Annotated in this window: 13 protein-coding genes and 1 tRNA gene; all 14 read right to left on the bottom strand. The window is 65.6% G+C overall.

What is annotated here, in order from left to right; all coding sequences use genetic code 11:
• Positions 1 to 18: 18 nt before the first annotated feature.
• The 14 genes from ABFE16_11540 to ABFE16_11605 all read right to left on the bottom strand — a co-directional run bounded on the left by ABFE16_11540 (position 19) and on the right by ABFE16_11605 (position 25,931).
• Positions 19 to 999, bottom strand: coding sequence for a ribose-phosphate pyrophosphokinase (locus ABFE16_11540; protein MEN6345927.1), 981 nt, complete (start codon positions 997 to 999; stop codon positions 19 to 21).
• A 44-nt stretch (positions 1,000 to 1,043) separates the two neighbouring features.
• Positions 1,044 to 1,118: transfer RNA gene (locus ABFE16_11545), tRNA-Gln, on the bottom strand.
• 64 nt (positions 1,119 to 1,182) lie between these two features.
• Positions 1,183 to 1,950 (bottom strand): nucleotidyltransferase family protein, encoded by a 768-nt coding sequence (locus tag ABFE16_11550; protein MEN6345928.1) that lies wholly within the window; start codon positions 1,948 to 1,950, stop codon positions 1,183 to 1,185.
• The gene (gene ispE / locus ABFE16_11555; GenBank protein MEN6345929.1) at positions 1,947 to 2,852 is read right to left on the bottom strand and encodes a 4-(cytidine 5'-diphospho)-2-C-methyl-D-erythritol kinase; all 906 of its coding nucleotides are present in this window, start codon (positions 2,850 to 2,852) and stop codon (positions 1,947 to 1,949) included. Before ispE ends, ABFE16_11550 begins: the two co-directional genes overlap by 4 nt.
• Positions 2,849 to 3,760 (bottom strand): 16S rRNA (adenine(1518)-N(6)/adenine(1519)-N(6))-dimethyltransferase RsmA, encoded by a 912-nt coding sequence (rsmA, locus tag ABFE16_11560; protein ID MEN6345930.1) that lies wholly within the window; start codon positions 3,758 to 3,760, stop codon positions 2,849 to 2,851. The genes ispE and rsmA overlap by 4 nt, the downstream gene beginning before the upstream one ends.
• Before the next feature lie 120 nt (positions 3,761 to 3,880).
• A complete protein-coding gene (locus ABFE16_11565; GenBank protein MEN6345931.1) occupies positions 3,881 to 15,484 on the bottom strand; it encodes a HEAT repeat domain-containing protein in 11,604 nt (3,867 codons plus the stop codon).
• 471 nt (positions 15,485 to 15,955) lie between these two features.
• The gene (gene eno / locus ABFE16_11570; GenBank protein ID MEN6345932.1) at positions 15,956 to 17,245 is read right to left on the bottom strand and encodes a phosphopyruvate hydratase; all 1,290 of its coding nucleotides are present in this window, start codon (positions 17,243 to 17,245) and stop codon (positions 15,956 to 15,958) included.
• Positions 17,246 to 17,584: 339 nt separating this feature from the next.
• Positions 17,585 to 20,320, bottom strand: coding sequence for a pyruvate, phosphate dikinase (gene ppdK, locus ABFE16_11575; protein MEN6345933.1), 2,736 nt, complete (start codon positions 20,318 to 20,320; stop codon positions 17,585 to 17,587).
• A gap of 136 nt (positions 20,321 to 20,456) precedes the next feature.
• A complete protein-coding gene (locus tag ABFE16_11580; GenBank protein MEN6345934.1) occupies positions 20,457 to 20,726 on the bottom strand; it encodes a S4 domain-containing protein in 270 nt (89 codons plus the stop codon).
• A gap of 1 nt (position 20,727) precedes the next feature.
• Positions 20,728 to 21,501, bottom strand: a complete 774-nt coding sequence (gene mazG, locus ABFE16_11585; protein MEN6345935.1) for a nucleoside triphosphate pyrophosphohydrolase — start codon at positions 21,499 to 21,501, stop codon at positions 20,728 to 20,730.
• Between the two features lie 106 nt (positions 21,502 to 21,607).
• Positions 21,608 to 22,606: a peptidyl-prolyl cis-trans isomerase gene (locus ABFE16_11590; GenBank protein MEN6345936.1), complete on the bottom strand. Its 999-nt coding sequence runs from the start codon at positions 22,604 to 22,606 to the stop codon at positions 21,608 to 21,610.
• Positions 22,607 to 22,867: 261 nt separating this feature from the next.
• The gene (locus ABFE16_11595) at positions 22,868 to 23,599 is read right to left on the bottom strand and encodes a FliA/WhiG family RNA polymerase sigma factor (protein ID MEN6345937.1); all 732 of its coding nucleotides are present in this window, start codon (positions 23,597 to 23,599) and stop codon (positions 22,868 to 22,870) included.
• Positions 23,600 to 24,030: 431 nt separating this feature from the next.
• On the bottom strand, positions 24,031 to 24,810 hold the full coding sequence (locus tag ABFE16_11600; GenBank protein ID MEN6345938.1) for a histidine kinase dimerization/phospho-acceptor domain-containing protein: 780 nt from the start codon (positions 24,808 to 24,810) through the stop codon (positions 24,031 to 24,033).
• A gap of 131 nt (positions 24,811 to 24,941) precedes the next feature.
• Positions 24,942 to 25,931, bottom strand: a complete 990-nt coding sequence (locus ABFE16_11605) for a hypothetical protein (protein ID MEN6345939.1) — start codon at positions 25,929 to 25,931, stop codon at positions 24,942 to 24,944.
• Positions 25,932 to 25,938 lie beyond the last annotated feature (7 nt).

Consider the following 25,938-nt stretch of genomic DNA (forward strand, 5'->3'; position numbering starts at 1 on the left):
CGGCAACGACGACAACGTCTAGAGCAGACGCTGCTGTCGCGGCGCGTTGTTACCGAGTGTAGCGCTGATAGACTGACTGTTGTGAATCCGATGAATTGCCTCGGCCAGAAGTGGTGCTACGCTCAACACCACAAGTTTGTCGAGTTGCTGCAGTTCCGGCGTCAAGGGGATGGTGTCGGTGACCACGATGGAGTCGAGAGCGTCGTCGCTGAGCTTCTCCATTGCAGGCCCAGACAGGATCGCGTGTGTCGCGGCACCATGAACCTCGACTGCACCCAGGTTGCGCAGGGCGCGAGCGCCGCCGGCGAGACTGCCGCCGGTGTCAATCATGTCATCGAGCATGATCGCGCGCTTGCCCTTGAGGTCGCCGATGATCTCCTGGACTTCGGAGATGTTCGGGCGCGGGCGACGCTTGGCAATGATGGCGATGGAAGCGTCGAGCTCGTCGGCCATGCGGTTGACCTCATCGAGCGCGCCCACGTCGGGAGCCACGATGACGGTGTCGTCACCGCCGAAGCCCCTACCGCGGAAGTACTCGGCCAGGATTCGGCGGGCCGGGAGATGATCAAGGGGAATGTCGAAGAAACCCTGGATCTGGTCGGTGTGGAGGTCGATGGAGAGCAGGCGGCTTGCCCCTGCACCGGTGATGAGGTTCGCCACCAGCTTAGCAGTGATGGGCTCGCGGCCGCGCGACTTGCGATCCTGGCGCGCATAGCCATAGTAGGGCAAGACGGCGACGATGCGCTCGGCAGAGCCACGACGGAAGGCGTCCAGCATGACGAGCAACTCGACGAGATGCTCATTGACCGGGTGGCAGGTGGACTGGATGAGGAAGACATCGCTGCCACGGACGCTATCGTTGATCTTGACCTGAACCTCTCCGTCAGAGAAGCGGTCTACGACCATGTCCCCGAGGGGTTCGCCAAGGATCTCGCAAATGCTCTTCGCCAACTCGGGGTTGGCGTTGCCCGAGAAGATCTTCAGGGGTCCGTATTGCACAATAGTGCACCTCAGATGTGACTTGCTGACTTCCCGAAAGGGGTTGGCTGGGGCGGAAGGATTCGAACCTTCGAATGCGGGATCCAAAGTCCCGTGCCTTACCGCTTGGCGACGCCCCAGTGTTCAGAGGTCGTCCCGTCCCGCCTTCGCGGTAACGACGCCCCTCCCAGGACGCAGCCGCGCCTAGGTGGAACGCTGTGCCAGACATGCTTCTACACTCGCCAGGTGGGAGGGCTTGTCAACGTCGAAGCCGAGCTCGGGATACGGGCTGTAGACCACCAGCACCCTGGAGCCCAGCACCTTTTCGGCGCGAGCAGCAACTTCCGGAATGCCCAAACGCCCAAGCAGAAGACGCAAAAGGAAACCCCACCCCAACATCGAGCACAAGCGGAGTGGGTTCTTGCGTGCTGCGAAGGCTTCAGATAGGCGGTCTCCCTGGTGCTGCAGGAAGTCGCGGCTGAGCACCGCCACGTTTCCCCCGGTGACCTCTTCCTCCCGCAGGCGGATGAAGGTACGCTGGCCCCCTGGGAATACGCGTTCGCTATCCCCCCGACGCACCACAGGATAAACTATATGGGCGTCGCATTGCAAGGCTTGGCGGCAAAAATGGTCGAGGCCTTCTGAGGTCACCAGAGGCACGTCGCCGGTGACGACCAGGAGCCGCTCCGGCATGCCCAGAGCTTCGGCTCCGGTCATCAGCGTATCGATGAAGCCAGGCCCCTGAGCCTCGACTGCGCGCGGCCCAACATGCTTGAGAACCGGCGAGTCCTTGGCGCAGACTACCCGGACCTCGTCGACCGTCTCCGCACCGTCCAGGGCACCGAGAATCCGGTCGATGATCGGTTGACCGCCCACCGGGATCAGGGCTTTCGCCTCTGCCCCAGTGGCCTGGCGCAGCTTCGTGTCGATGCGACCGGCAGCAAGAACTGCGGCCGCGAGTTTTTCACTCATCGCTGGTCCTCCCAGACCTTGTGTCCTGCTGGAACCGTCTTGACTGCCCGCACCCAGAACCTGCGATCCTGGAGGCGCTGAGCCATGTCACGGGCATGCGCTGCGTCCTCGGCGACCCCGAATACCGCAGAGCCCGAGCCGGTCATCTCGGCCCCAAGCGCTCCGACCTCCCGCAGTTCGTCGACTACCTCGTCGATCTGCGGGTAGCGCTGAGCCACCTTGTCCCGGAAGGTGTTGACCAGACTCCCGGCGATTGCGGCCGGCTCCGCGCCCTGGGTCAGATGCTCGGCAAGTGCCTTCACCTGCTCGCCGCTGGTGAAGTCGGCGGGCTGGAGCAGTGAGTAGGCCTCCGGCGTGGACACAGAGCAGTCGGGACGCGCCAGGACCAGATGGTACTCGCGCGGGCAGGGAACCGGGGTCACGATTTCGCCGCGTCCACTGCACAGCGCAGCGCCTCCGCGCACGAATAGAGCAGTATCTGAGCCCAGCTTGCCCGCCAGCTCAAGCAGGCTCTCGGTGTCACCCTTCCTGCTGAGCCGTGACAAGGCCATCAGGACCGCCACAGCATCGCTGCTGCCGCCGCCAAGGCCACTACCCACAGGCACTTCCTTGGAAAGCCACAGGTCAACCGCCTCCGGCCAGCCAAAGCGTTCACGGAAGGCCAGTGCGGCCTTCCAGCACAGGTTGGAGGGACTCGCCGGCGCAGGCCAGTCACCTTCGACACTGAGGGTGACGGGTGGTGCCGGCGGCACCAGGTCCCGCACGGAGACACGCAACTGGTCACACAGGGACACCGTCTGGGTCAGCGTGCGGATCTCGTGGTACCCGTCGGGGCGCTTGCCCAGAAGCTCCAGCGCCCAGTTGATCTTGGCATAGGCGTCAAGGCCCAGTGAAGCGGTCAAGGCGTCTCCTTGTGCCCGGCGATTGAGTTACCGAGGGCGACGAACTCCGTGAAGCTCAGCGTCTCGCCCCGGCGTTGGCCGTCGATTCCGGCGCTGACGAGCACCTCCTGGGCCTGCTCGCGTGTCAGGCTCAGATCGGGCGACGATGCCAGGGCCTTCGCCAGCGTTTTGCGTCGGTAGCCGAAGCTAGCCCGCAGCCCCAGGAAGAAGGAGACCGGGTCGCGGACCTCCCGTGGCTGCTCACGGCGCGGGATCATCCGCAGCGCCGAGGAGGCCACGCCTGGCTGTGGCAGGAAGACGCTGGGCCCCAGGCGACAGAGCTCCTCCACGCGTTCCATGTAGTAGGTGCAGAAAACAGTCAGCGAGCCGTACTCGGCGGTCCCCGGACGCGCGGTCAACCGTTGCGCAACTTCTCGCTGGACCGTGACGATGACCCCGAGAAAGGGCGGACTGGTCAGGAACAGCTTCTCGAGAATCGGGGTGGTCACGTAGTAGGGCAGGTTCCCCACGGCGACGGAGCCGGGGCTCAGCTCGTCCAGGCCCTCAGCCTCCAAAAAGTCGCCCATGCGCAGCTCGACGCCCGCGTATGACACCAGCAGCTCGCGCAGCGGCGCCTCAAGCTTGCGGTCCTTCTCGAAGGCCACGACTTCGACACCGCCGTCGGCCAGGGCAGTAGTCAGCGCGCCCAGACCGGGGCCCACCTCGACGATCCGCTTCGGCTGGAACTCAAGTGCCGCCGCCGCAATCTTGCGGGCGAGGTTGTCGTCGATCAGGAAGTTCTGCCCCAGCGACTTCACCGGGCGCAGTTGGTGGCTCTCGAGCAGTGTCCGCGTCCGCTGCAGGAGGGACAGCGATGTCAGCGCTCCGGCGTCTGAGGCGCCAGCGCGCTCTAGTGAGGGATCATTCATTGAGGTCGGCCTCGTGCAGTGTGCAGTGAGGAGGGCAATTCGCGGCGACAGGCCAGACGTCCTGCATACCGGCGGAAGAAGGCCGGGCCTGCAGGACGTGGGCGAGGAGACTGGCGGCGGTTAGCCCGTGATCGCTTCGGCGGCGGCCTCCATCATCTCGGCGATCCAGACCTCCGGTTCGCGCGCGGCTGCTTTCCGCAGGGCCGGTGCGGCACTGGGATGACCGTCCTGGCGCAGAACCTGGGCAGCAGCGGCTCTGACGTCGGCGGAGTCATGCTGCAGCAGGCCCACGATGCCCTGCCGCAAGGCGCCAGTCATCAGCGCGGGTGCGACGGAAGCGGCAACCATGCGGACGTTGGTGTCGCTGTCGGCCAGCGCGTCGACGAGGACCAGGGCGTCCTCGCCGGTAGCCAGGCGACGCAAGGCACCGACGGAGGCGACCCTGACCTTGGGAGCCGGGTCCTGCAGGCCGGCCAGGACAGCCTCACGGCCCCTCGGATCACCAATGCGTCCCAGAGCTCGGAAGGCGTCTGAACGGGCGTCTGGTGCGTCCTGGCGCGCCAGGAGCACCAGGGTATCCACGGCCTGCGGTCCGAGCTGTCCCAGGGCCCAGCAGGCTGCATAGCGACGTTCCGGATCTCCGGACAGGGCGTCCTCGGAGAGTGCCTCCATCGCAGAATCACCGAACAGAGGCAGGGACTCGATCGCTGCGTTGCAGACGCCTTCGTCCTCGTCTCGGAGCATCCCGAGGAGCAGCTTAAGGGCCTGCGGATCGCGCGGCACTTCACGCAGAGCGCAGGCAACAGCGGTTCTCACCTGCGGATCGGGATGGTGAATGTACGGGTACAGCATCGGGATCTCGTCGGCCGAAAGGTGACGGAAGGCCCGGGTGACGGCCTCACGAACCCGCTCGCTGGAGTCGTCGATCAGCGACACCAGGGCGAGGGCAACCGTTCCGCCAAGGTCGGCGAGAGCCTCGGCGGCCTGCCCGCGGGTATCGTCATCGGGCGAGTGCAGGGCCGTCTCGAGGCTGGTCAGGCCGTCTGGATGCCCCAGGCGTGCGAGTCCTGCAGCGGCCGACACCTGGACCAACTCGTCGCTCTCTCTGTGCATGGCCTCGCGCAAGGCCGAGACAGCCCGTGGCGAGGTGCTGCGTCCCAGGGCAGTGCAGACGAGGGCCTTGAGTGCGGTGTCATTGCTGGAGTTCAGTTGCTGCACCAGCAGTTCGGCGCCGCCCTGCTCGATAGTTGCCAGTACGTCGGCGGCGGCTCGTCGCACGTCAGGCTCCGGATCGCCCAGGAGTGCGGCCAAGGGTCGAACGGCCTCGGCGCCCATGCGTCCGAGGGCCACCGCTGCGGCTTTGCGCACGGCCACATCCGGGTCGCGTGCTTTGCGGACGAGGGCACGCAGCGACTGGCTGTCGCCGATGTCGCCGAGGATGACTGCCGCAGCCCGGCGCACGGGTTCATCCGGATCCGCGAGGAGCTCGTCGACGATTCCGGGAGCGCTCCGAGCAAGGTCGGTGGCGACGGAGGCATAGTCCGGGTCCGGCGGCGCCTCAGGACGTGCGGCCAGTCGTACCAAGATCGGGATGGCCAGGGACGGGTGCCCCCGCAGAAGCTCAAGGATGACCTGCGCCAACTCCAGGCGCGGGGTGATGGCGGTCTCGGCCAAGACCTTGATAGCACGCTCGGTCCCGATCTCGCTGAGAGCGATGGCTGCCTCGCGGTTGATCGCCAGCGAGGTGTCCTGGAGCCGCTGCTGAAGGGTCGGAACCGCCTCTTCCCTACCGTACCGACCGGCCATCTTCACCGCGGCAAAGCGCATCTTCTCGTCGGCGTCGCGAGCGCGCTCCATCAGGCTGTAGATCGGGTCGACCGTCATCGCTCGCAGGGCCAGCAGTACCGCTGTGGACACCCGCGGATCGGGATCAGTCAGGCGATCAAGAACCGGGGCAACCGCTGGACCTCCGAGGGCTCCGAGGGCACTCGCGACTGCACACTGGACCTCGTCGTCGGGATCACTGAGGCGCTTTGCGAGGGGATCAATGACGGCGTGCGAGTCGAGCACCGCAAGTACCCTGGCGGCCGCGACGCGCATTGCGGGCAACTCGCTGTTCAGCCGGCCCACCAGCGCGGTCTCTGCCGGACGTCCCAGACGACGCAGGGCGGTAGTCGCCTGCTGGACGACCAGCGGGTCCTCCGAGGTCAGCAGGTCCGTCAGCGGGAGAGCGACTGCCGGTCCCATCACGGGAAGTGCGTACTCGAGGGCCTCGCGGATCGCCGGACTGGTAGCGCCGACACAACGAACGATGGGCGTTGCTGCACGGGCGTCACCGAGGTCTGCGAGTGCATGGATCGACTCGGCGACGACGCCGGTGTCCTTGTCCTCGAGCAGATCGATGAGGTCGGGAACCAGCGAGACGTCACCGACGCGGGCGACACCACGAGCGGCCAAGGTCCGCACCGCCGGATTTGAGTGACCGAGAGCGCGACGCAGCACAGGAGCCGCCACCATACCCATGCGGCCCAGGACCTCAGCACCCACGTTGCGCAGCCGCTCGTCGTTGTTCTCCAGGAGTGCGACGACCTCGGATAGCGCAGCCTCGCGCAGATCGGCCAGAGCTGCGACCAGGGCTTCGCCACCGTCCGGTGCCACTGACTGCCGAAGGGAGGCGACCAGCACCGGAACTGCTACTCGACCGATGGCCCGTACGCCTTGACTGGCCTCAGCGCGAACGGCTGCGAGGGGATCATAGAGTGCAGCCACCAGCCGCTGGGCTGCCTTCTCACCACCGATGATCGTCAAAGCCCGCAGGGCCGCCACGGTCACATCGGTCTGCTGACCGTTGCTCGCGCGAAGGAGGGGCTCTACGGCAGCCTCACCGATGCCGGCGAGAGCGAAGACAACGTCATCGCGAACCGTTCCATCGGGGGTCAGGATGCGACTGACGAGACCATCGACGGCCGGCTCACCAATGCGTGCGAAGGCTGCGACGGCGGCCTTCGATACCCGGCTGTCCGGGTCCTCAAGAGCGCCGACCAGGTGAGCGATGGCACTGACGGCACCGAGCAGACCAAGTGAACCGGCGGCCTCCGCACGGACCTCGGCTGCGGCATCCTTGAGGCGGACGACCAGGTGTGCGATTGCTCGCTCATCACCAAGGCTCCCAAGCAACCGGGCGGCACCGGCTCTGGCCCCGACCTCCGAAGAGCGGAGGATCGGCAGGACATCGTCGAAGATGTCGCGCTCAAACCGGCCCAGAAGGTCGGCGGCGGACAGGGCGCCGGGAAGCTTGCCGGCACGCAGGACATCGAGAGCGCTCCCGGCAACCGAGGGGCCGATCTGCTGCAGGGAGTCGACGGCCACCTGGCGGACAGGTTCGGCTGGATCGTCGAGGAGGCCGAGGAAGTCCCCGGTCGCCTCGGCGCCGGCCACGGAGAAGAGGGCTCTCGCAGCGGCAGTTCGAACGGCAACAGAGTCGCGGGTCAGGCACTCGCGCAGTACCGGCGCGGCAGCGTCGCCGGCCACGGCCATGGCGCGGACGATGCGCTCATCCAGTTCGCCGTTCTCGCGCACGAGTCTCGGCACCAGGACCTCGTAGGCGACGTCGCCCAGGGCCCCCATAGCCTCGACAGCAGCATCGAAGACAGCCTCCTGCGAGTCACCCAGGGCCTCCACCAGGGCTTCAGCAGCCTGTCGATTGCCGAAGCGAGCCAGGGCAGTGCAGGCAGCGCAGCGGACGGCAACGTCATCGTCGACGAGGCAGGCCTCCACAGTGCCCTGATCCGAAGGTCGAAGAGCATAGGAGAGGGTCTGCAGGGCAGCGAGTCGCGCCTCCACGTTCCCGTCGGAGAGGAGATGGGCCACCAGGTCGAGGACTTCGTCGCCCTGAACGGACAGGGCCCGCGCGTAGTACTCACGGAGCACCGGGTCCGTGGTGGCGAAGTGGTCCAGCAGAGGCCGGGCACCCGCTGTTCCGTAGGCCCGGAGTGCCCGTGCAGCCGCCATGCGGACCTGCTCATCCGAGTCGAGGACCGTCGCGGCCAGAGGCGCAAGGGCATCCTCGGGCTTCATGCGCTCCAGCACCCGAGCTGCCAGGGCTCGTCGCGTCGGAGTCTCGTCGGAGAGCATGCCCAGGATGACACCGTGGGACACGTCTTCCAGGCGAGCCAGACACTCATGGAGAGCTGCAACCTGCGCGTACTGCGGGTCCTCCAGGCGCTCCAGGAGCAGAGGAACCGACGCAGCGCCAAAGCTGCAGATGGCATCGACCCGCGCACCCCGCGCCACCGTGTCTTCGTCGGAGATACCCTTGATGAGCTGAGGGAGCGCCTCGAGATAGCGGAAGCGCTGCACGGCACCGGCGGCAGCGGCACGGACAGCGGCTTCAGGGTCTGTGAGGTGAGCTGTGACCTGCGGCGCAACGGCAGCGTCGCCGATGTCGGTCAGGGCGCGGATCGCCTCGACACGGGCCTCCACAGGACTGCCCGGGATGCCCTGCACCAGCGCAGAGACGGCGGCCAGGCCAATCCGCGCGAGAGTAGCGCCAGCGGCACTGCAGGCAGGTGCAACTCCCTTGAGGAGAACCGCATGCACTTGTGCAACGGCGTTAGCACCGAACTCGGCCAGAGCCTCCTCGGCTGCCGCCCGGACTGCCATCGCGGAAACGCCGAGACAACCGGCCAGGGGCGCCATAGAGGCCGGCTGCTTGACCCGCATCAGGACTTCGATCGTGCGCGTGCGGACCGCGACGTCGTCGCGCTCGAGGTACGAGTGCAAGGCAGCGAGAGCCGGCTCGCCCAGGGCTGTCAGTGCGGTCAGGAGCACCTCGTCCTCGGGGCCGGTCTCCTCGACGAGGATGGTCGCCAGGGCCTCGCCACCGACTTCGCCGAGGGCCCTGAGGCCCTCGACCGCTCTGTCAGTGACCTTTGGTTCGGGGTCGCGGAGAGCCTGCACCAACATCGCAGCGCAGTCCGGAGTCTGCCACTCGGCAAGGGCATCACAGACCGCGAGCCGCACCGCAACCGACGGGTCCTGCAACAGGGTGCTGAGTACCGGGAGGTCACCGGGACGCTGCGACAAGGCCACAACCTCGGCGATGCCGAGGCGCCCGCTGACGTGCGCAGTCTCGCAGGCCCTGACAGCGGCATCGACGCCGGCGTCGCCGATTTCCACGAGTGCCCGGGAGACCCGCTGCCGACGCACGACGTCCGGCTCCTCGAGGCACTGAGCGGCTGCTTCGGCTCCCCTTTGGCCTGCGACCGAAAGGGTGACCAGAGCGGCCTCGCGGACCTGGGCATCCTCATCAGCAAGCAGCGGCGCGACACACATCGCGTGTGCGGAAGTGTCCAGCAGCCCGAGGGCCTTCACCGCCATCCAGCGCAAATGGTGCTCCTCAGAGCTGAGCATCTCCACACACTGCTGGGCTGCGGGCTCGTCCAGACGGCGCAGGATTGCGACGACCTGGCGCTCACTTGACCAGCCGTGGTGGTCCAGATCCTCGAGGACGTTCGCAACGGCCAGAGCACCGAAGCCCACGACGACCTCAGCCTTGGCCTCGCGGACCTCGGGCACCTCGCTGTCGAGGTTCTGGAGTAGCGTGCCGATCGCCGGTGCATAGCGGAACCGCTGTAGGGCTCGCGCCGCTGCGATCCGGACGCCATCGACCGGATCTGACAGGTAGTCGAGGATCTCCGGCGCGGGCAGCGGGTCGCCGATCTCACACAGGGTCTCGATGACCCGGCGTCTGGCGGTCGCATCGGCTGCAGGCAGCATCTCCGTCAAGGGATCGACGGCGGCCTGACCGAAGGCAAGGAGGGTCTGCTGGACAAGGTCGATGCTGTTGGCCTCGCCGCGCTGGAGGTGCTGCAGCAGGTATGGCAAAGAGGCTTCGCCAATCCGCAGAAGCGCTCCTGCGCCAGCCTCACGGACCTGCGCGACGTCATCAGAAAGCAACTCGGCAAGGACTGGAGCGTCGTCGCCGGCCCCCAGGTGCCCAAGAGCCCGTGCTGCGGCCACTCGGAACTGCGGCTCGGAGGAGGTCAGGCATCCGCGCACGAGCGACATGCCAGTGGCTTCAGGCAACTCGAGAACCCGGGCGACGCGGGCATCCAGTTCGTCGGACTCGGTGACCAGGCGCTGCACGATGAGCGGATGGGCCACAGCGCCAAGGCCGTGTAGAGCGGAGACGACCGCCTCGTATACTCTCTCGTCGGGGTCGGCGAGGGCGTCCAGCAGCACGACGGCCACCTCGGCCGAGCGGTAGCGTGACAAGGCCCAGGTGGCAGCGACGCGGACCTGTGGCACCTCGTCGCGAAGCCTTGCCGTGAGAGGGGCGAAGTCTGCGTCACGGCGAACGCGTCCCAGGGCGAGGATGACCCCGGCGCGCATGGCTGGGTCGGTGTCGTCAAGGTGCTCGGCGGCGATGTCCAGGAACTCCTCGGACTGTGCAGCCACGGCTGCCATGTACAGCTTGGCCACATCATGATCCGGGTGCCTGAGGCCGTCGAGGAGCGGGACTGATAGGTGCGACGGAAGGGCTGCCAGTGCCAGGGCGGCTGCAGCACGCACCTCGGAGCTCTCGTCAACGACCAGGGCCAGAAGCTGCGGCGCAGCACGCTCCACCTTCATGTCTAGCAGCGTACGTGTCGCGAGAAGACGGCGCTCGGGACGCTTGTCGCCCAGCAGCTCCAGGATGGCCTCTTCGACGATGTCACCAAGAGTCGCCAGCGCCCGTGCCAGAGCCGGTGAGCTGGCCCAGCCCGGGTCCTCCATGCGCTCCAGGAGGAGGGGAACGGCCACTTCGCCGAAGCTGCAGATAGCCTGCAGTCGGGCATCACGCGAGGGCTCGGTGTCGCCGTCGATGCCGTCGAGGAGATCGGGAATCGCGGCTTCGTCATGGATGGTCCTGAGTGCGTTCGCCGCCGCAACGCGCATGCGCTCGTCGTTGTTGCGCAGCCACCCGACGAAGTGCGAGGCGCAGCCAATCGGGTTGATCCGCGCAATCACATCGATGGCGGCGTCACGACGTTCAACGGTCCGGTCTTCCGCAGCAGCCAGCAGTGGCGGGACGGCGCAGTCACCAAGTCGCTCCAGACAGTCACCGGCAGGAGTGACGAGGGCCTCGTCTCCCGTGGTCAAGGCAGACACCAGGGCGGCGACGGCGTTTGCCCCAGCTCGTACGAGAGCGTCGGCCGCTGCCTGCTGGACAGTCAGTTCCGGATCCGCGAGCAGAGAGGCCACCTGCGGGAAGGTGTCGGTATGGCCCAGGGCACACAGGCAGCTCACTGCTCCGGCACGACGCAGCGCCGTGGGTGAGGCGAGTGCGGTGAGCAGTGCCTGTGCTGCAACGTCGTCGAAGATGCTCAGCGCGCGGATGACCTGTGCGGGTGGCGCGACGAGGTTGGGCTCGAAGGCATCCAGGATCGCCTGGACTGCCAGGATGCCGTGATCGGCCAGAGCCTCGATGGCCGCCTCGCAGACCGTGCGGTCTTCGTCGTTGACCAGCGGAGCGGCAGTGGCGAGGTCGCCCATTCGCACTAGGATCTGGACCGCCAGGGCGCGTACCTGCGCCTCTGGATCGGTCGCGGCGATGGAGACGGCGAGGCGCGCAGTAGCGCCCCCGAGGGCTTCCAGACCTCGCAGGGCAGCCATACGCCCAGCCATCGGGGAGTCCACCGCGGCATTCGCGAGAGTCTGGAGCGCGGGCTCGCCAACGGACACCATCAGATCGACGGCGGCGTCTCGCAGGCTTGCCTCCTGGGAAGCCAGCTTCTCACCCAGGAGCGGCAGCGCGAGATCCACATGGTCAGTGAGGTAGTCGCGGGCGGCCTCTCCCAGGTCTCCGGAGATCGCGATCAGATCGACCACGAGCGGCACGCCGTCGCTGACCTGCATGCTCTGCAGGACCCGGATCGCCATGGCTCGGCGAGTGTCCGGCGCCTCAGTGAGGACGTCAAGGATCGCCGGCAAGGCGAGGTCTGTCATCCGCCCCAGGGAGGTGACAACGGATTCCCGCAGCACCGGGTTCGGATCATCCAGATGCTCGAGAAGGATCGGGATGGCTTCGTCGCCGAAGCTGACGATGGTGTCCTGGGCCGGAACGCGGACGCTATCATCACGTTCGGCCATGACCTGAACCAGGGGCTCGAGACACGTTGCGGAACCAACCTGGGCCAGCGCCGTGATGGCTCGGACCCGGAAGGGGCTGTTGAAGTCGAGTAGGAGCTCGACGAGAGGCTGTACCGACATCTCGCCCAGCAAGGCGAAACACTCACGGCCCAGCTCCTCGGCGGGAGCACTGTCGCCCAGGAACCCTCGAAGGACGTGAGGCAAGGCCTCCCGACCGAAGCGTCGGACGGCGGACCGCACGGATCCGCGCACCTCGTCGTCGAGGTCGCCCATCAGGCCGGGCAGCAGGTCAAGCAAGTCCTGGTGCTCAAGCGCTACCAGGCAGTTGATCGCCCCGGCTCGCACGTGAGCCGACTGCGAACGTGCCAGGTCCATCAGCCCGGCGGCGGCAGCATCCCCCATCGCGCGAAGTGTTAGCGTGACGATCGGCTCGGGAAGTCGACTGCGCAGGCTGTAGTAGTCGATCAGCGCGGTGAGCGCGTCGCGTCCATGAACCAGGAGCGAGTTGGCTGCGGCACTCCGCACCTCGGCGTCCGTGTCTGCAATGAGGCGGCACAGGGCGGATAGACCGTCCGCGGTCCGCACCAGCCCAAGCGCGCTCGCGGCATGGACCCGCACCACTCCCGCTTCGTCACGAGTGGCCTCAACGATCGGCTCGCGTGCGATCCCTGCCCCTGACAGGGCGAGGGCGTCCAGGGCAGCGACCCTGGCGACCTCCTCACCGGTGCTCAAGACTTCCACGAGGGCCTGCAGTCCAGTCGGACCAAGGGCGACACAGATGTCCGCCGCGATCCTCCGGAGCTCAGAGCGCTCGGCACGCAGCTTCTCAACTAGTGCGGGGAGAGAGAGAGCGGGCAGTTGGAGAGCGAACTCCCGTGCGGCCTCTCCCACAGGCGCCGGTGTGTCAAGCAGCTCGAGAACCGGAGCGGCCGCCTCAGGTGCGGCAATCCTCTGCAAGGCCTGAACCGCGGCTGCCTGCCGTGGCGGCGTGTCGTGCGAGAGGATCTGCACCAGGGCTGGAGTGGCGGCTGCCGGGATCGTGGCCAGGGCAGCAGCGACTGCTTCGCCCAGTCCCGCGACGGTCGTCTCCAGATGGTTCAGGAGAGCGTTGAGGGCACGGTCGCCCAGATGCGCCACAGCGTCGCTGGCCAGGGCAGCAACCCGTGAGTCTGCGTCAGCCATGGCGAGAACGATGGGCTCCAGCGCTTCAACGGTGCCCAGGTCAACCAGGGCACGAAGGACTGCGAGACGAACCCGGCTGTCTTCGTCGGCAGCGGCCCGAGTGAGAGCCCCAAGAGAGGCCTCGTGTCGCATCTCACCCAGGGTCCGTGCAGCGGCGGCACGTGCCAGTGGTTCGCGGTCGACGAGCGCGCCCTCGACCACAGCAACAGCCGGTTCACCGAGGCGCGCCAACACATGACCAGCGTCCTCACGGACGCGGTCACGGCGGTCGGCCAGAAGCTCCGCGACGGGCGACACCGCGTCAGACCCGAACTCCACCAGCCGCTCAGCGGCAGCCTCGACGACCTCGCGGTCTTCATCACGCAGGCACCCGACGATGGGTGGAACGGACTGCGAAGGTGGGAAGAAGCGCAACCCACGCAAGCCGACCAGCCGCTCGCTGACCTCCGGGGCGCCCAGGGCGTCGAGCAGTGCAACTCGCGCGTTCTCGCCGAAGGTCACCAGGGCCCTGGCGGCAGCCTCCTGTAGCTGAAGGCTGGCGTCGGCCAGGCAGTGCATGAGCGCCGGAACGGCATCGCGGTGCCCAAGGCTGGTCAGAGTATCGGCGGCCGCTTCGCGAACTCGCGGGCTTTCATCAATGAGAAGAGCGCCGACCGCGTCGACTGCGCCAGTGTAGCCCAGAGAGGCGATCGCTGACAGCGCCGCAATCCGCACCTCGGACTCTGGGTCGCCCAGGCAAGTTGCCAACGCCTTGCCCGCGCGTCTGTCGGCGAGTGCAGTCAGGGCCTCGATCGCAGCCAGTCGTAGCACGGACGCCTCTGCCGTCAGCGTTCTCTCCAGGGCATCGAAGGCCTCGCCCGAGGAGATGCGACCAAGGAGGCGGATCGCCACGAGCTGCAGCTCAACGTCCGGCGCGGCCAGCAGGCTTGCTACAGCGCCGGCAGCAGGCGCGCCGATCTCACAGAGGCACTCCTCGGCGACCAGCTTCAGCTCGCTGTCGGGGTACGAAAGGCCGACAACCAGATAGCGGATGGCACGTTGCCCGGCGGTCGCTCGCAGCAGATGTGCCGCGGTTACCCGCTGGGCGGTAGTCGGCGAGTGATGCCCCTGCCAGATCTCGACGGCCAGCGCAGCGGCCTGCTTGCGGAAGGTCTCCAGTTCTTCATCCTCAGAATCGGCCACGACAAGCTGCAGGACCCGGAGGGCCGTCTCGGGATCGTCAGCCTGCGCGGCCTGCCCGGCCTCGATCAGTTGTGCCTGGAGACGCCGTCGCAGAACCAGAACGCTTGTCGGGATACCACGCCTTCGTGAGCGCGCCAGGGCCGACCGCAGCTCAGGCCACTGGAACCGGAGATGAGGTGGGTCGCCCTGGGGCACGAGATCGAGGACCGGCGCGCCCTGACGCAACTGCAGGAGCTGCTCCGCGAACTCCTCCGGCGTCGCGACAGCGTTCTCAATCTGCAGGCGCCGCTCGAGATCGGAGAGGTGGATGTAGCCGCCTGCAGGCCAGTCAACCAGTGCGGAGAGCAAAGCGTTGCAGCGAGGCAAGGCAAGGCCCTCGAGCTCATCGGCGATGGTGCGGGTACCCAGGGCCTCCCACTCCACCGGTCCGATCTCCGACAGACCAGCCGCCTCCGCCCGTGAGGCAATGCTGCGCATCGCTGCCCGCAGGACGTGGAGGTTGCCACGTGCCCGGGCTGCGGCAACCGGCCGCACCGTCGGCGAGAAGGGAAGCCCAGTCGCCGAGTCCGAACCCAGGACGAGCTCGATCAGCTTGTCGACCGGCTCCCCCACCGGGAAGTGGAGCAGTCCACTACGAGCCAGACCCTCCAACCTGGAGGACTGGAAACCGGAGCGCAACTCCACGAGGGTCAGGCAGTTGCGGAGCTGCCGTCGTCCCTGCTCGAGGAGGGTTGAGACGTAACCGAAGACGTCGAGGCTAGCGGGTGCGTCGAGATGTGCGTTTAGCCCTGAGAAGGCCAGCACTGTCGCGACTTGGCCCGCCTGGGCCTGCAAGTCGACTGCGGCGAGAAGTTGCGGCAGCAGCTCAGGATCGGCCGAGGGCTTGACTGCATCGGTGAGCGTCAACTGGGGATGGAGCTCAATCAGGCGCTGCGAGACGCGCCCGGCAAGACCTGCGGGAGTGAAGTAACGGTCGACGTGGACATGCAGGGCGATGTGTCCGGCGGCCCTGGCTTCGTCGATGAGCGCACCAAGTAGCCAGCTCTTGCCGCGCCCCGGTGGACCAACGACGATCGCCGTCTGCGCCGTACCGGAAGAGGCTGCCGCGAGCAACCGGATGAACTGCTCGCTTTCGGCCGGCCAGTACTGGGCGGCGCCACTTGCCGCGGACTTCTCGGAGACCGAGGCGGCTTCGTTGCCTAGATTGAGGATGTCGGATTCTGCCATCTGCGTTCAGTACCCGTGGATCAGTGTGAGAGCGGTTGTTCGGCTGGGCACGAAGCGTCTGGCGCGGGTAGAGGGGTGGATGGCCGGTGGCCATCCACGGAGGCGGAGTTTGCCCCACACCGCCTGCCGTGGTGACCCCCCACCCGGCTCAGAGGCTGTTGGGACTTGCAGGAGTTGCCAGCAATGCGTCCGTATTCTAAACGAAAATGAAAGGTAAAATCAAGAGTTGCTCATGAAATTCTATAGAGACTCTCCAGAGGCGCTTCCGGTCCGTGGTAAGAGCGCGAAGGGCGGGAGATCGGTCAGGTGGAGCAGCGAGGCGGTTACTTATCGTAATATAGATTCTGGGGCTTATCTGTCCACGGAGCTTGAGGAGCGACCTACCTGCCCTCCGGGTAGCCTCGATTGACGAAACGAGCCGGTGCACAGAGATGCGCACCGGCTCGCGGCAGGTCGGAACTCAGCTAAGGACTAGCCCAGATTGTAGAAGGCCTCGATCCCGGGGTAGACGCCGATCTCACCAAGCTGCTCCTCGATGCGCAGCAGCTCGTTGTACTTGGCGACGCGGTCCATGCGGGAGGGCGCGCCGGTCTTGATCTGCCCGGCGTTGGTGCCGACCACGATGTGGGCGATGGTCGCATCGTCGGTCTCGCCACTGCGGTGCGAGACCACGGCGGTCATCTTCGCGCGCTTGGCCATCTCGATGGCTGCGAGGGTCTCGGACAGCGAGCCGATCTGGTTGACCTTGATCAGGATCGCGTTGATGGCGCCGCAGTCGATGGCCTGCTTGAGATACTTGGTGTTGGTGACGGTCAGGTCGTCGCCAACGATCTGGACCTTGTGCCCGATCTTGTCGCGGAGCTTGGGCCAGTTCTCCCAGTCGTTCTCGTCAAGACCGTCTTCGATGGAGATGATCGGGTAGCGCTCGACGAGGTCGGCGTAGAAGTCGATCATTTCGGCGGAGGTCAGCTCTTTGCCCTCGCCAGCGAGGACGTACTTGCCCTTGTCGGAGTCGAAGAAGGAGCTGGCCGCCGGGTCGAGAGCGATCCGGACCTGCTCGCCAGGGGTGTAGCCGGCCTTCTCGATGGCCTCGAGGATAACCTTGAGGGCGTCCTCGTTCGACTGCAGGTTCGGGGCGTAGCCGCCCTCGTCGCCGACGCCGCAGGCGAGACCGCGGTCCTTGAGGACCTTGTTCAGCGCGTGGAAGACCTCGGCACCGCAGCGCAGGCACTCGGAGAAGCAGCAAGCGCCGACCGGCATGATCATGAACTCCTGCAGGTCGACGTTGTTGTCCGCGTGGGACCCGCCGTTGAGGATGTTCATCATCGGGACCGGAAGGGTATGGGCGTGTACGCCGCCGATGTACTGGTAGGGCGGCAGGCCCACGGCGTTCGCTGCGGCCTTGGCGACAGCGAGGGAGACGCCGAGGATGGCATTGGCGCCGAGGTCGGACTTGTTCTCGGTGCCGTCGAGCTCGATCATAGCAGCATCGATGGCGGTCTGGTCGATTGCGTCCCAGCCGACGAGCTCGGGGGCGATCTTCTCGTTAACGTTGTCTACGGCTTTGAGGCGACCCTTGCCACCGAAGCGTTCCTTATCGCCGTCGACGAGCTCCAGGGCCTCCCTCTCTCCGGTCGAGGCACCGGAGGGCACTGCTGCGCGGCCGGTAGCGCCGCCGATCAGTTCAACGTCGACTTCCACGGTCGGGTTGCCGCGCGAATCCAGGATCTCGCGTGCGAAAATGCTCTCAATATAGGTCATCGTGGCTCACCCATTCCTATGCACGATACCTCGGCAGGAGCACCCCGGAGGCAAGCAAGGCCTCAGCATCTGGTGGCCTTGCGGCGTCCCGGCACGGGGCTCCGAAGGAGGTTCATCCCTCAAACAGCTAAGTCAAATCGTCTCTGGCAATCAGCGGTGTCCGGACTGAGGAGCGGTCGTCGCGGCCGCAGGTGGTGCGTTGCGGTTATCCGCCAGGTCGTGTGTGGTAACGAGGGCTTCGCCTGGCGTATCCGGCGTCCCCGCCCAATGACAAGCCGGACCCTACACAAAACGAGCAACGCCAGGGGGAGGACGGGCCTCCCCCTGGCGTACAGAGGCTTATTCGCCGACGGTGTTCTTGTCGTCCTTGTCCTTGATCGCTGCCTGGGCAGAGGCGAGGCGGGCGATCGGGACGCGCAGCGGCGAGCACGACACGTAGTTCAGGCCGACCCTGTGGCAGAACTCGACGGACGCGGGATCTCCGCCGTGCTCTCCGCAGATACCGAGCTCGAGCTTCGGGTTGGTGCCGCGACCGAGCTCAACAGCCATCTTCACGAGCTTGCCAACGCCCTGCTGGTCCAGCGTCTCGAAGGGGCTGACCTGGAAGATGCGCTTCTCGATGTAGTCGCCGAAGAACTTGCCCTCGACGTCGTCGCGGGAGAAGCCGAAGGTGGTCTGGGTCAGGTCGTTCGTACCGAAGCTGAAGAACTTGGCCTTCTGCGCAATCTCATCGGCGATCAGGGCAGCACGCGGCAGCTCGATCATCGTACCGATCATGTACTCGACTTCGACGCCCTTCTTGGCCATGACTTCCTTGGCGATCCGCTCGGTGTACTCGAAGCAGATCTCGAGCTCGCCCTGGAGGCTGACCAGCGGGATCATGACCTCAGGCTTCGGGTTGAGGCCCTTCTTCTTAAGGTCGCAAGCGGCCTCGAAGATGGCGCGCACCTGCATCTCGTAGATCTCGGGGAAGGTGACGCCGAGGCGGCAGCCACGGTGACCGAGCATCGGGTTGGACTCGTGCAGGGCCTCGGTCATCTCGACGACCTGCTTGGGCGTCTTGCCGATGGCTGCGGCGACTTCGGCCACCGCTTCCTTCTCGCGCGGCAGGAACTCGTGCAGCGGCGGGTCGAGCAGGCGGATGATGACGGGCATGCCGTCCATGGCCTTGAGGATGCCGGTGAAGTCCTTGCGCTGATGCGGGAGGAGCTCCTTGAGGGCGACGGTCTCGCGCTGCTCAGCGGTCTCGCCGAGGATCATCTTGCGGAAGCTCAGGATGCGCTCCTCATTGAAGAACATGTGCTCGGTGCGGGTGAGGCCGATACCCTCGGCGCCAAGAGCGATGGCCAGAGTGCTGTCTTCGGGCGTATCGGCGTTGGCGCGCACACCCATGGTCCGCGCATTGTCCGCCCAGCTCATCAGCCGGGTGAAGTAGACATACATCGGGTCCTTCTGGGACTTCTTGTCGCCACGGAGGCCACGGATGATGACGGACTCGCCGAGGCGGACTTCGCCACTCATGACCTCGCCGTCGCCGCCGTCGATGGAGATCCAGTCGCCTTCCTTGACGACGGTCGTGCCGCGGGCGACGAACTGCTTCTTCTTCTCGTCGATCTCGATCTCGCCGCAGCCGACGACACACGGGGTGCCCATCTGGCGACCAACAACAGCAGCGTGGGAGGTCTTGCCGCCGAAGGAGGTGAGAATACCCCTGGCTGCCTTCATGCCGCGGATGTCTTCCGGCGAGGTCTCGGTGCGGACGAGAATGACGCGCTCGCCCTGCTCGGCCCACTTCTCGGCGTCGCTGGCGTGGAAGACGACCTTACCGGCTGCCGCGCCTGGCGAAGCGTCGACGCCCTCGGCGATGACAGGGTGCTTCTTGCGGGACGCCGGGTCGAACTGGGGATGCAGGACCTGGTCGAGCTGATCCGGCGGGACGAGCATGACGGCCTCGTCCTCGGTGATGCGCTCCTCATCGTGGAGGTCTACAGCGATCTTGAGGGCGGCCTGCGCGGTCCGCTTGCCATTGCGGGTCTGCAGCATGAAGAGCTTGCCCTTTTCGATCGTGAACTCCATGTCCTGGACGTCCTTGTAGAAGGCTTCCAGGCGCGCGCAGATGTCGACGAACTGGTCGTAGCACTTCTTGTCGATCTTCTCGAGTTCGGCGATCGGCACGGGGGTGCGGATGCCGGCCACAACGTCCTCGCCCTGGGCGTTCTGTAGGTACTCGCCGTAGAGGACCTTCTCACCGGTTGCGGGGTCGCGGGTGAAGGCGACGCCCGTACCGGAGTCTTCGCCCATGTTGCCGAAGACCATGGTCTGCACGTTGACAGCAGTGCCCCAGTCGTGGGGGATCTTGTTCATGTTGCGGTAGGCGATTGCGCGGTCATTCTCCCAGGACTCGAAGACGGCGCGGACACCCTCCATGAGCTGCTCTTCGGACTTGTGCGGGAAGGGCTTGCCGACTTCCTTGCTGTAGACCTTCTTCTCCATCGCGACGACCTTCTTCAGGCCCTCGACGGAGACTTCGGTGTCCTCGGTGACGCCCTCTTCCTTCTTGACCTCGGTGAAACACCCCTCGAAGAGCTCGCGCTTGACGCCCATGACGACGTTACCGAACATCATGATGAGGCGCCGATAGGCGTCCCAGACGAAGCGCTCGTTGCCGGTGATGGCGATCATGCCGTCGGCAACTTCGTCGTTCATGCCAAGGTTCAGTACGGTGTCCATCATGCCGGGCATCGAGGAACGAGCGCCGGAGCGCACGGAGACGAGCAACGGGTTCTGGGGGTTGCCGAACTCCTTGCCGGTCTCGGCCTCGAGCTTGCGCATGCAGGCAAGGATGGCGTCCTTGAGGCCGGCGGGGTACTTACCACCGAGCCTGGTGAACTCGTTGCACATCTCAGTGGTAACGGTGAAGCCCTGCGGAACCGGCAGCTTGGCGCGGGTCATGATGTTGAGGTTGGCGCCCTTGCCACCCAGCAGGTTCTTGAGGGCCTCGCCCTCGTGCTTCAGTTCCTTCTCCAGCTCCGTGGTGTCGTCGCTGAACATGTAGACGGGCTTGTACTTCGCCATCTAGGGTCCTCCCTATCCAGTTGTGGGCTCGGATCTCTTGTCGCGAATGCTCCGAGTTGATATGGTTCGACGGCGTTCGCCGGTCTACTGACCTGGGCGACGCCCAGTGATGCACAAGGTTACGTAACGTCGCGTCTCAGAGTTCGACTTCCAGCTTTTCTGTTCGCAAGAGCTTTGCGTAGTCTTCTCGCGTTGCTTTGGGCACAGGCCGCAGGGGTACTTGCAGCACCTCGTACTCGCTGATGCGCAGCCCGAGCTTCAGTGTTAGCCGGTCGCCGACCCGGACTTCGGCTGCGGGCTTCGCCGGTTTGCCATTGAGCTCGACCAGCGACTCATCGCACGCCGTCTTGGCGACGGTGCGGCGGACGATGAGGCCCGTGTTTCGCAGGAACTGGTCCAGACGCAAGCTACTCCGCCTTCTTCGCAGCGTCCCAGAGTGCGTCCATCTCCGCAAGGTCCATTCCGTGCAGGTCCTTGCCGGCAGCCTGCGCGGCGTCTTCGACATACCGGAAACGTCCGTAGAACCGCTCGCAAGCCATCCGCAACGCCTGCTCGCTGTCGACTTTGAGGAAGCGGGCCACGTTGACAACGGCGAAGAGCAGGTCACCCAGCTCGTGCGCAAGCGCCTGGCTGTCGCCGGTCTTCTGTGCCTGCTCGAGCTCGGCCAGCTCTTCACGGACCTTGGCAAGCGGACCGGAGATGTCCTCCCAGTCGAAGCCGACCTTGGAGGCCTTCTTCTGCAGAGAGGTTGCCCGCATCAGGGCGGGGAGCGCCGGGGGAACGCCGTCGAGGGCCGACTCCCGCTCGCCGTTCTCCGCTTCCATCCGTTTGAGCTGTTCCCAGTTGGTGACTACTTCGTCGCTGTCGCGCACCTCCACATCACCGAAGACGTGCGGGTGTCGGAAGGTGAGCTTTTCGCTGATGCGCCTGCAGACGTCCTCGATGCTGAAGTTGTGCTCTTCGTCGGCCACCTGGGCGTGGAAGACAACCTGCAGCAGGACGTCGCCCAGTTCGGCACAGAGCTTCTGGGGGTCGCCGCTGTCAACGGCCTCCAGCGTCTCATAGGCTTCCTCGAGCAGGTAGGGCTTGAGGGTTTGGTGGGTCTGCTCGCGGTCCCAGGGACAACCTTCCTCCGCACGGAGGCGGGCCATGATTCGTACGAGCTCGTCAAACTGCTTCATGTGCAAGGCCAGTCCTGTCGCAACGTTGGGCGCCCGCCTCTGTCAATGGCGGACGCCCGGAAACCGATCAAGGTCGGGTATGGCATGGAGGGGAGCTGACTGCGAACTAGCGGCCCTGCGGCGCCGGCTGCTGCCCCTGCGGCTGAGCTTCGTTTGACCCCGCGGCGGGCGCCCCGGCTCCACCGGTGCCGAACTGCGGGAGGGCACTCTTGGGCTTGAACTTCTCGTTGAGGTCCGCGTACTTGGGGTCAACGATGTTAACGTTCGCCTTCGAGAGAAGTTCCTGAAGCAGCTCGGGGCCGGCCTTCGCCTGACTGGCCTTGTACATCTCCTCGATCTTCTGGCGGTCGCGGTCGAAGTCAGCCTTCTGCGCAGGCGTGATGCTCTCGAGCTTGACGATGTACCATCGGCCCTGAGAGGTGATCGGCGCGCTCACGCTGCCCGGCTTGAGAGTGCGCAGTGCCTCAGCAACCTCTGCCGGGGAAATGGCCTGCCAGGGAAGCGGAGAGACCTTACCGCCACGATCGCGGGTATCGGAGACGCTGTCCTGCTTGGCAAGATCGGCGAAGTTGGCGTTAGGCTTGGCCACCGACGCGGCGACGCGCTTCGCGACGTCTTCCGAAGCGACGACGATCTCACTGTAGTTGACCATCTCTGGCCGATCGAGCTGCATCTTGTACTGCTCGAAAAAGGCGCGCAGCGCCTTGTCGTCGACTTTGACGTCCTTCGTGGCCAGCATCTCAAGCTTGAGGTTCGAAGCAATCTGGTCACGGAGGTCCTGCTCGGTCATGCCCTGAGCGGTCAGAGCCTTGTTGAGACCCTCTGCCCCGCCAAGCCGCTCTTTGAGCGTGTTGATCTGCTCGGTGATCTTTGCTTCCGGAATGGTGAGTTTGGCGGCGGTGAAGGCATCGTCCAGCAACTGACGCTGCACCATCGCTACCAAGGCGTCACGTCCGGATTCCTTCTCGAGTCGGTCGAGGAATTCCTTACGGGTGATCTTCTTCCCGTTGACCACGGCAATCGGTTGGTTCCCGCAGCCTGCCAGGACGAGGAGGGAGCATGCTACGAGCAGCCCCGCTCCGATCAGCCTCATGTACCTTGACAATACAGACAACTCCCTTCGCAATGGGACAGCCGTCCAGAACAACCACGCGATTATAGCATACGGCTCCCAGCGATACAAACAAAAGTTGCCTTCCCAAGGTGCCCGTGGCCAGCGCTTCCGGCGGTCTGGCGGAGCCCTGATCGAGGCGGCACCCAGTTCGGTGCAGGCATGAGGGCAGGCTGCGAGCGGACGCCACGGAGTCGCAGGAGTAGGCCCCATGAGGGCAGATCGCCCCTGGGGCCCAGAAAGGGACGGACACCTCTAGTGAGGAACGGCCACAAGCAGCTCGCGGGCCGCGACGCCTCGTAGCCTGGCGATTGCCTGACTGTGGATCTGGCAGACCCGTGATTCGGTGACTCCGAGTACAGCACCGATCTCCTTGAGGGTCAGCCCCTCCTGGTAGTACATGCCGACGACCTGTCGCTCGCGCTCGGGCAGACGCTCGACGGCTCCGACCAGCACCCTCCGCACGTCCTCGTTCTCGACCTGCAGGGCCGGATCCGCAAACTCGCCGCAACCGTCCTGACGCGTGCTGGGCGGCTCGCGCTCGTCGTCGACTCCCGCGAGGGTCTCCTCGAGGGATAGCACGGCTGCTGCGCTTGTTTCGTCGAGAAGCTTGCGGTACTGGTCGATGTCGACGCCCATCGCCTCGGCGATCTCGGCCTCGGTCGGCGCCCGGCCCAGCTCGTACTCAAGGCCGGCCGACAGGGTCGCCAACTCCCTGGCCCTTCTCCGTACACTTCGTGGTGCCCAGTCCTTGGAGCGAAGCCACTCCATGATCTCGCCCTTGATCACCGAACTGGCATAGGTTGCGAGCTTCGCTCCGCGTCCTGGGTCATAGCGGTCGACTGCCTTGATCAGCCCCAGGATACCCGCACTCACCAAGTCTTCCCTTTCGACAGTCTCCGGCAGGTGTGCACCAATGCGCCCGACAATCTGGTGCACAAGACGAATATGATCGGCGATGAGACGCTCACGTTCGGCGCGAGTCACCGGCCGTCCCCCCTGGGTGGTCTGCGTCAAATGGCCAAGTGCGGTCTTCGGCGGGTGGGTCGGGTTCGACGTCGACCGAGCTGCCCCAAGCCCGGACCAATCCCCGACTGCCGCCGGCGCCGCAGAGAATAGCCACAACTTAGACCATATTACACTTCTCGCGACATGACATCAGCTTCAGACATACAGAGAATAGGCGCTTTGCTCTGTTTTGTCAACCACTCACTTCCAGAATGTATCCACTGTTGCTTGTCACGTACGTAAGGAGGCCGTTCTTTGACACAAATGCGTTATCGAGACATGCAGTCCGTCGATTGGGGTCGTGATAGCTGGGGACGTGACACGTCCGGGGGTGGCATGGGCAACCAGACGCACTGGTACCAGGCAAGGGGAAAGGGCAGAGAGAGGGCTTCTGGGGTCGGTGATCAGTGTTAGGCCGCAGCGCCAATCCTGCTGCAGTTGCTGTGCAGGGGCGCTAACCGGAGCGTGATGCCCACCCACTCGCCAAGGGGTTCGACAGCCCCACCATGCTGAGCGATGAGGCTGCAGACGGAGAGTAGCGGCAGTCGGTGCCAGGGCAGACCGGAGCTGTCAACGGGGAGCCCGGGGCCTGCTTCTGGGGCTTCGGCCAGCATGGTCAGCGTGGTGTCATCGGAGGGGCTAACCGGCGATGCCTCCATGAGTCTGGCAGTGACCTGCCCTCCCGGGGGCGTGATGCTTACGAGGACGTGCAGCACACATCGAACAGCATGGTGCAGGGCCTGCGGAACGCCTGCCACCATCACCGGCTCCGAGGCAGTGAGCAGCGTGGTCGTTACCTGGCGCGAACCGCTCAGCGGGGACAAGTCGGCAGCGGCCCCGCGCAGAACCCGCGCGAGGTCGACGGGCTCCATGGGCGCGTCCTGGAGCTGCTCCTCGTCCGCCAGCATGACCAGGCTCTCCAGACCCCAGGCGATGGTCCGTGCCTGATCAGACACGACGCCTGCCAGCCTGGCGCGCATCCTGGGGTCGTCCCGCTCGGCAAGGATCTCGGCGGCCATCTGGATTGCCGTCAGCGGCGACCGCAGATCGTGGGCGAGCATGTGGGCGAAGTCACGATCAATGAACTGCGGGCATTGCAGGCCAGGAAAGGCATGGCGCCCTGTGGCCTGGTCGCCTGCCAGTGGGTCGTCCGCGTCATGCTTCAGCAGGGCAGCAGTCGGGCGAGGCATTCGCAAGCATCCGTTCCATGGCGGTTCTGGCTGAAGTACTACACCTCCTATCGGTGAGCGAGGACCATGCCTGAACCAACGGCGGCGTAACGGAAGCGTTGCGGAAAGACTCCAGGGAGTCTGCCCGGACCTTAGTGCGTACGGGTCAGCAGGTCGTGCAGCGCGGGCAAGGTGTCGAGGAAGTTGCCCGCCACCATGTAGCCCTGTCCGCCGAAGGCCTGCGGGATCCGCGTCACCACGCTCTTGATGTCCCTGTAGTAGAACTTGTGCTTCGAAGGGTCGACGATATCGTCTGGGGCTCCCGTGCGCAGATCGAAGTTGGCGGTGATAAGCCCCGTGGGGGCCTTCCCAAGATTGGCGGCCATCGACACCGTCTTGAGGAGGACCTCCGGGCCGGTCACGGCCGACCCAACGTTCAGGACCACTCCCCCACCGGCCAGATGAGTGACGTGCTCGGCGAACACTCCCAGGTCGCGACCGCTGCAGCCGCCCTTCGCCTCGCCGTCGAACTCTGGATGCTGGTCGATGATGTCCGTGCCCAGGGTTGCGTGGACCGTCGCCGGGACGCCGAGGGCGTAGGCCTGCCCCAACAGGCTGAAGTCGCGGTGCGGGCAGTCGACCCCGAGCGGGGCGCCTGTGGCGATCAGTCGTCCCAGGCTCTCCCCGTACCCTAGTCGTTCGCGATTGCCGGCTTTGAGGGCAAGGTTCATGTAGCGGCCGGTCTCCTCCGCCATCCCGAACAGACCCTTGGGCAGGGCGTTCGGCACGCTCTCGCTGGTCTCACCGATCAGCGAGAGCTCGAAGTCGTGGATGGAGCCGGCTCCGTTCGTTGCGAGAAGCGTGATGATCCCGCGCCGCATCAGATCGATGAGCAAGGGTGACTGCCCCAGCTTGATACAGTGGGCTCCCGTGAACAGGATGACGGGCAGGTTGCGGGACCGCGCTTCGAGAACGCGCTGGGCAACTTCCTGCAAAGTATCGTCCTGCCAACGCTGAGCCGCACCGGCGGTTGCCTCAGGCGAGACCAACTGGTGGAGCTTGAGCACATTGGGGCGCTCGGCCAGCGGGTAAGTCTTCACCTGTGACCAGTCGAAGAAGGGGTATCGGCCGGCATACTCCATGGGTAAC

The organism is Armatimonadia bacterium (assembly GCA_039679385.1).
In the GTDB taxonomy this organism is placed as follows: domain Bacteria; phylum Armatimonadota; class Zipacnadia; order Zipacnadales; family JABUFB01; genus JAJFTQ01.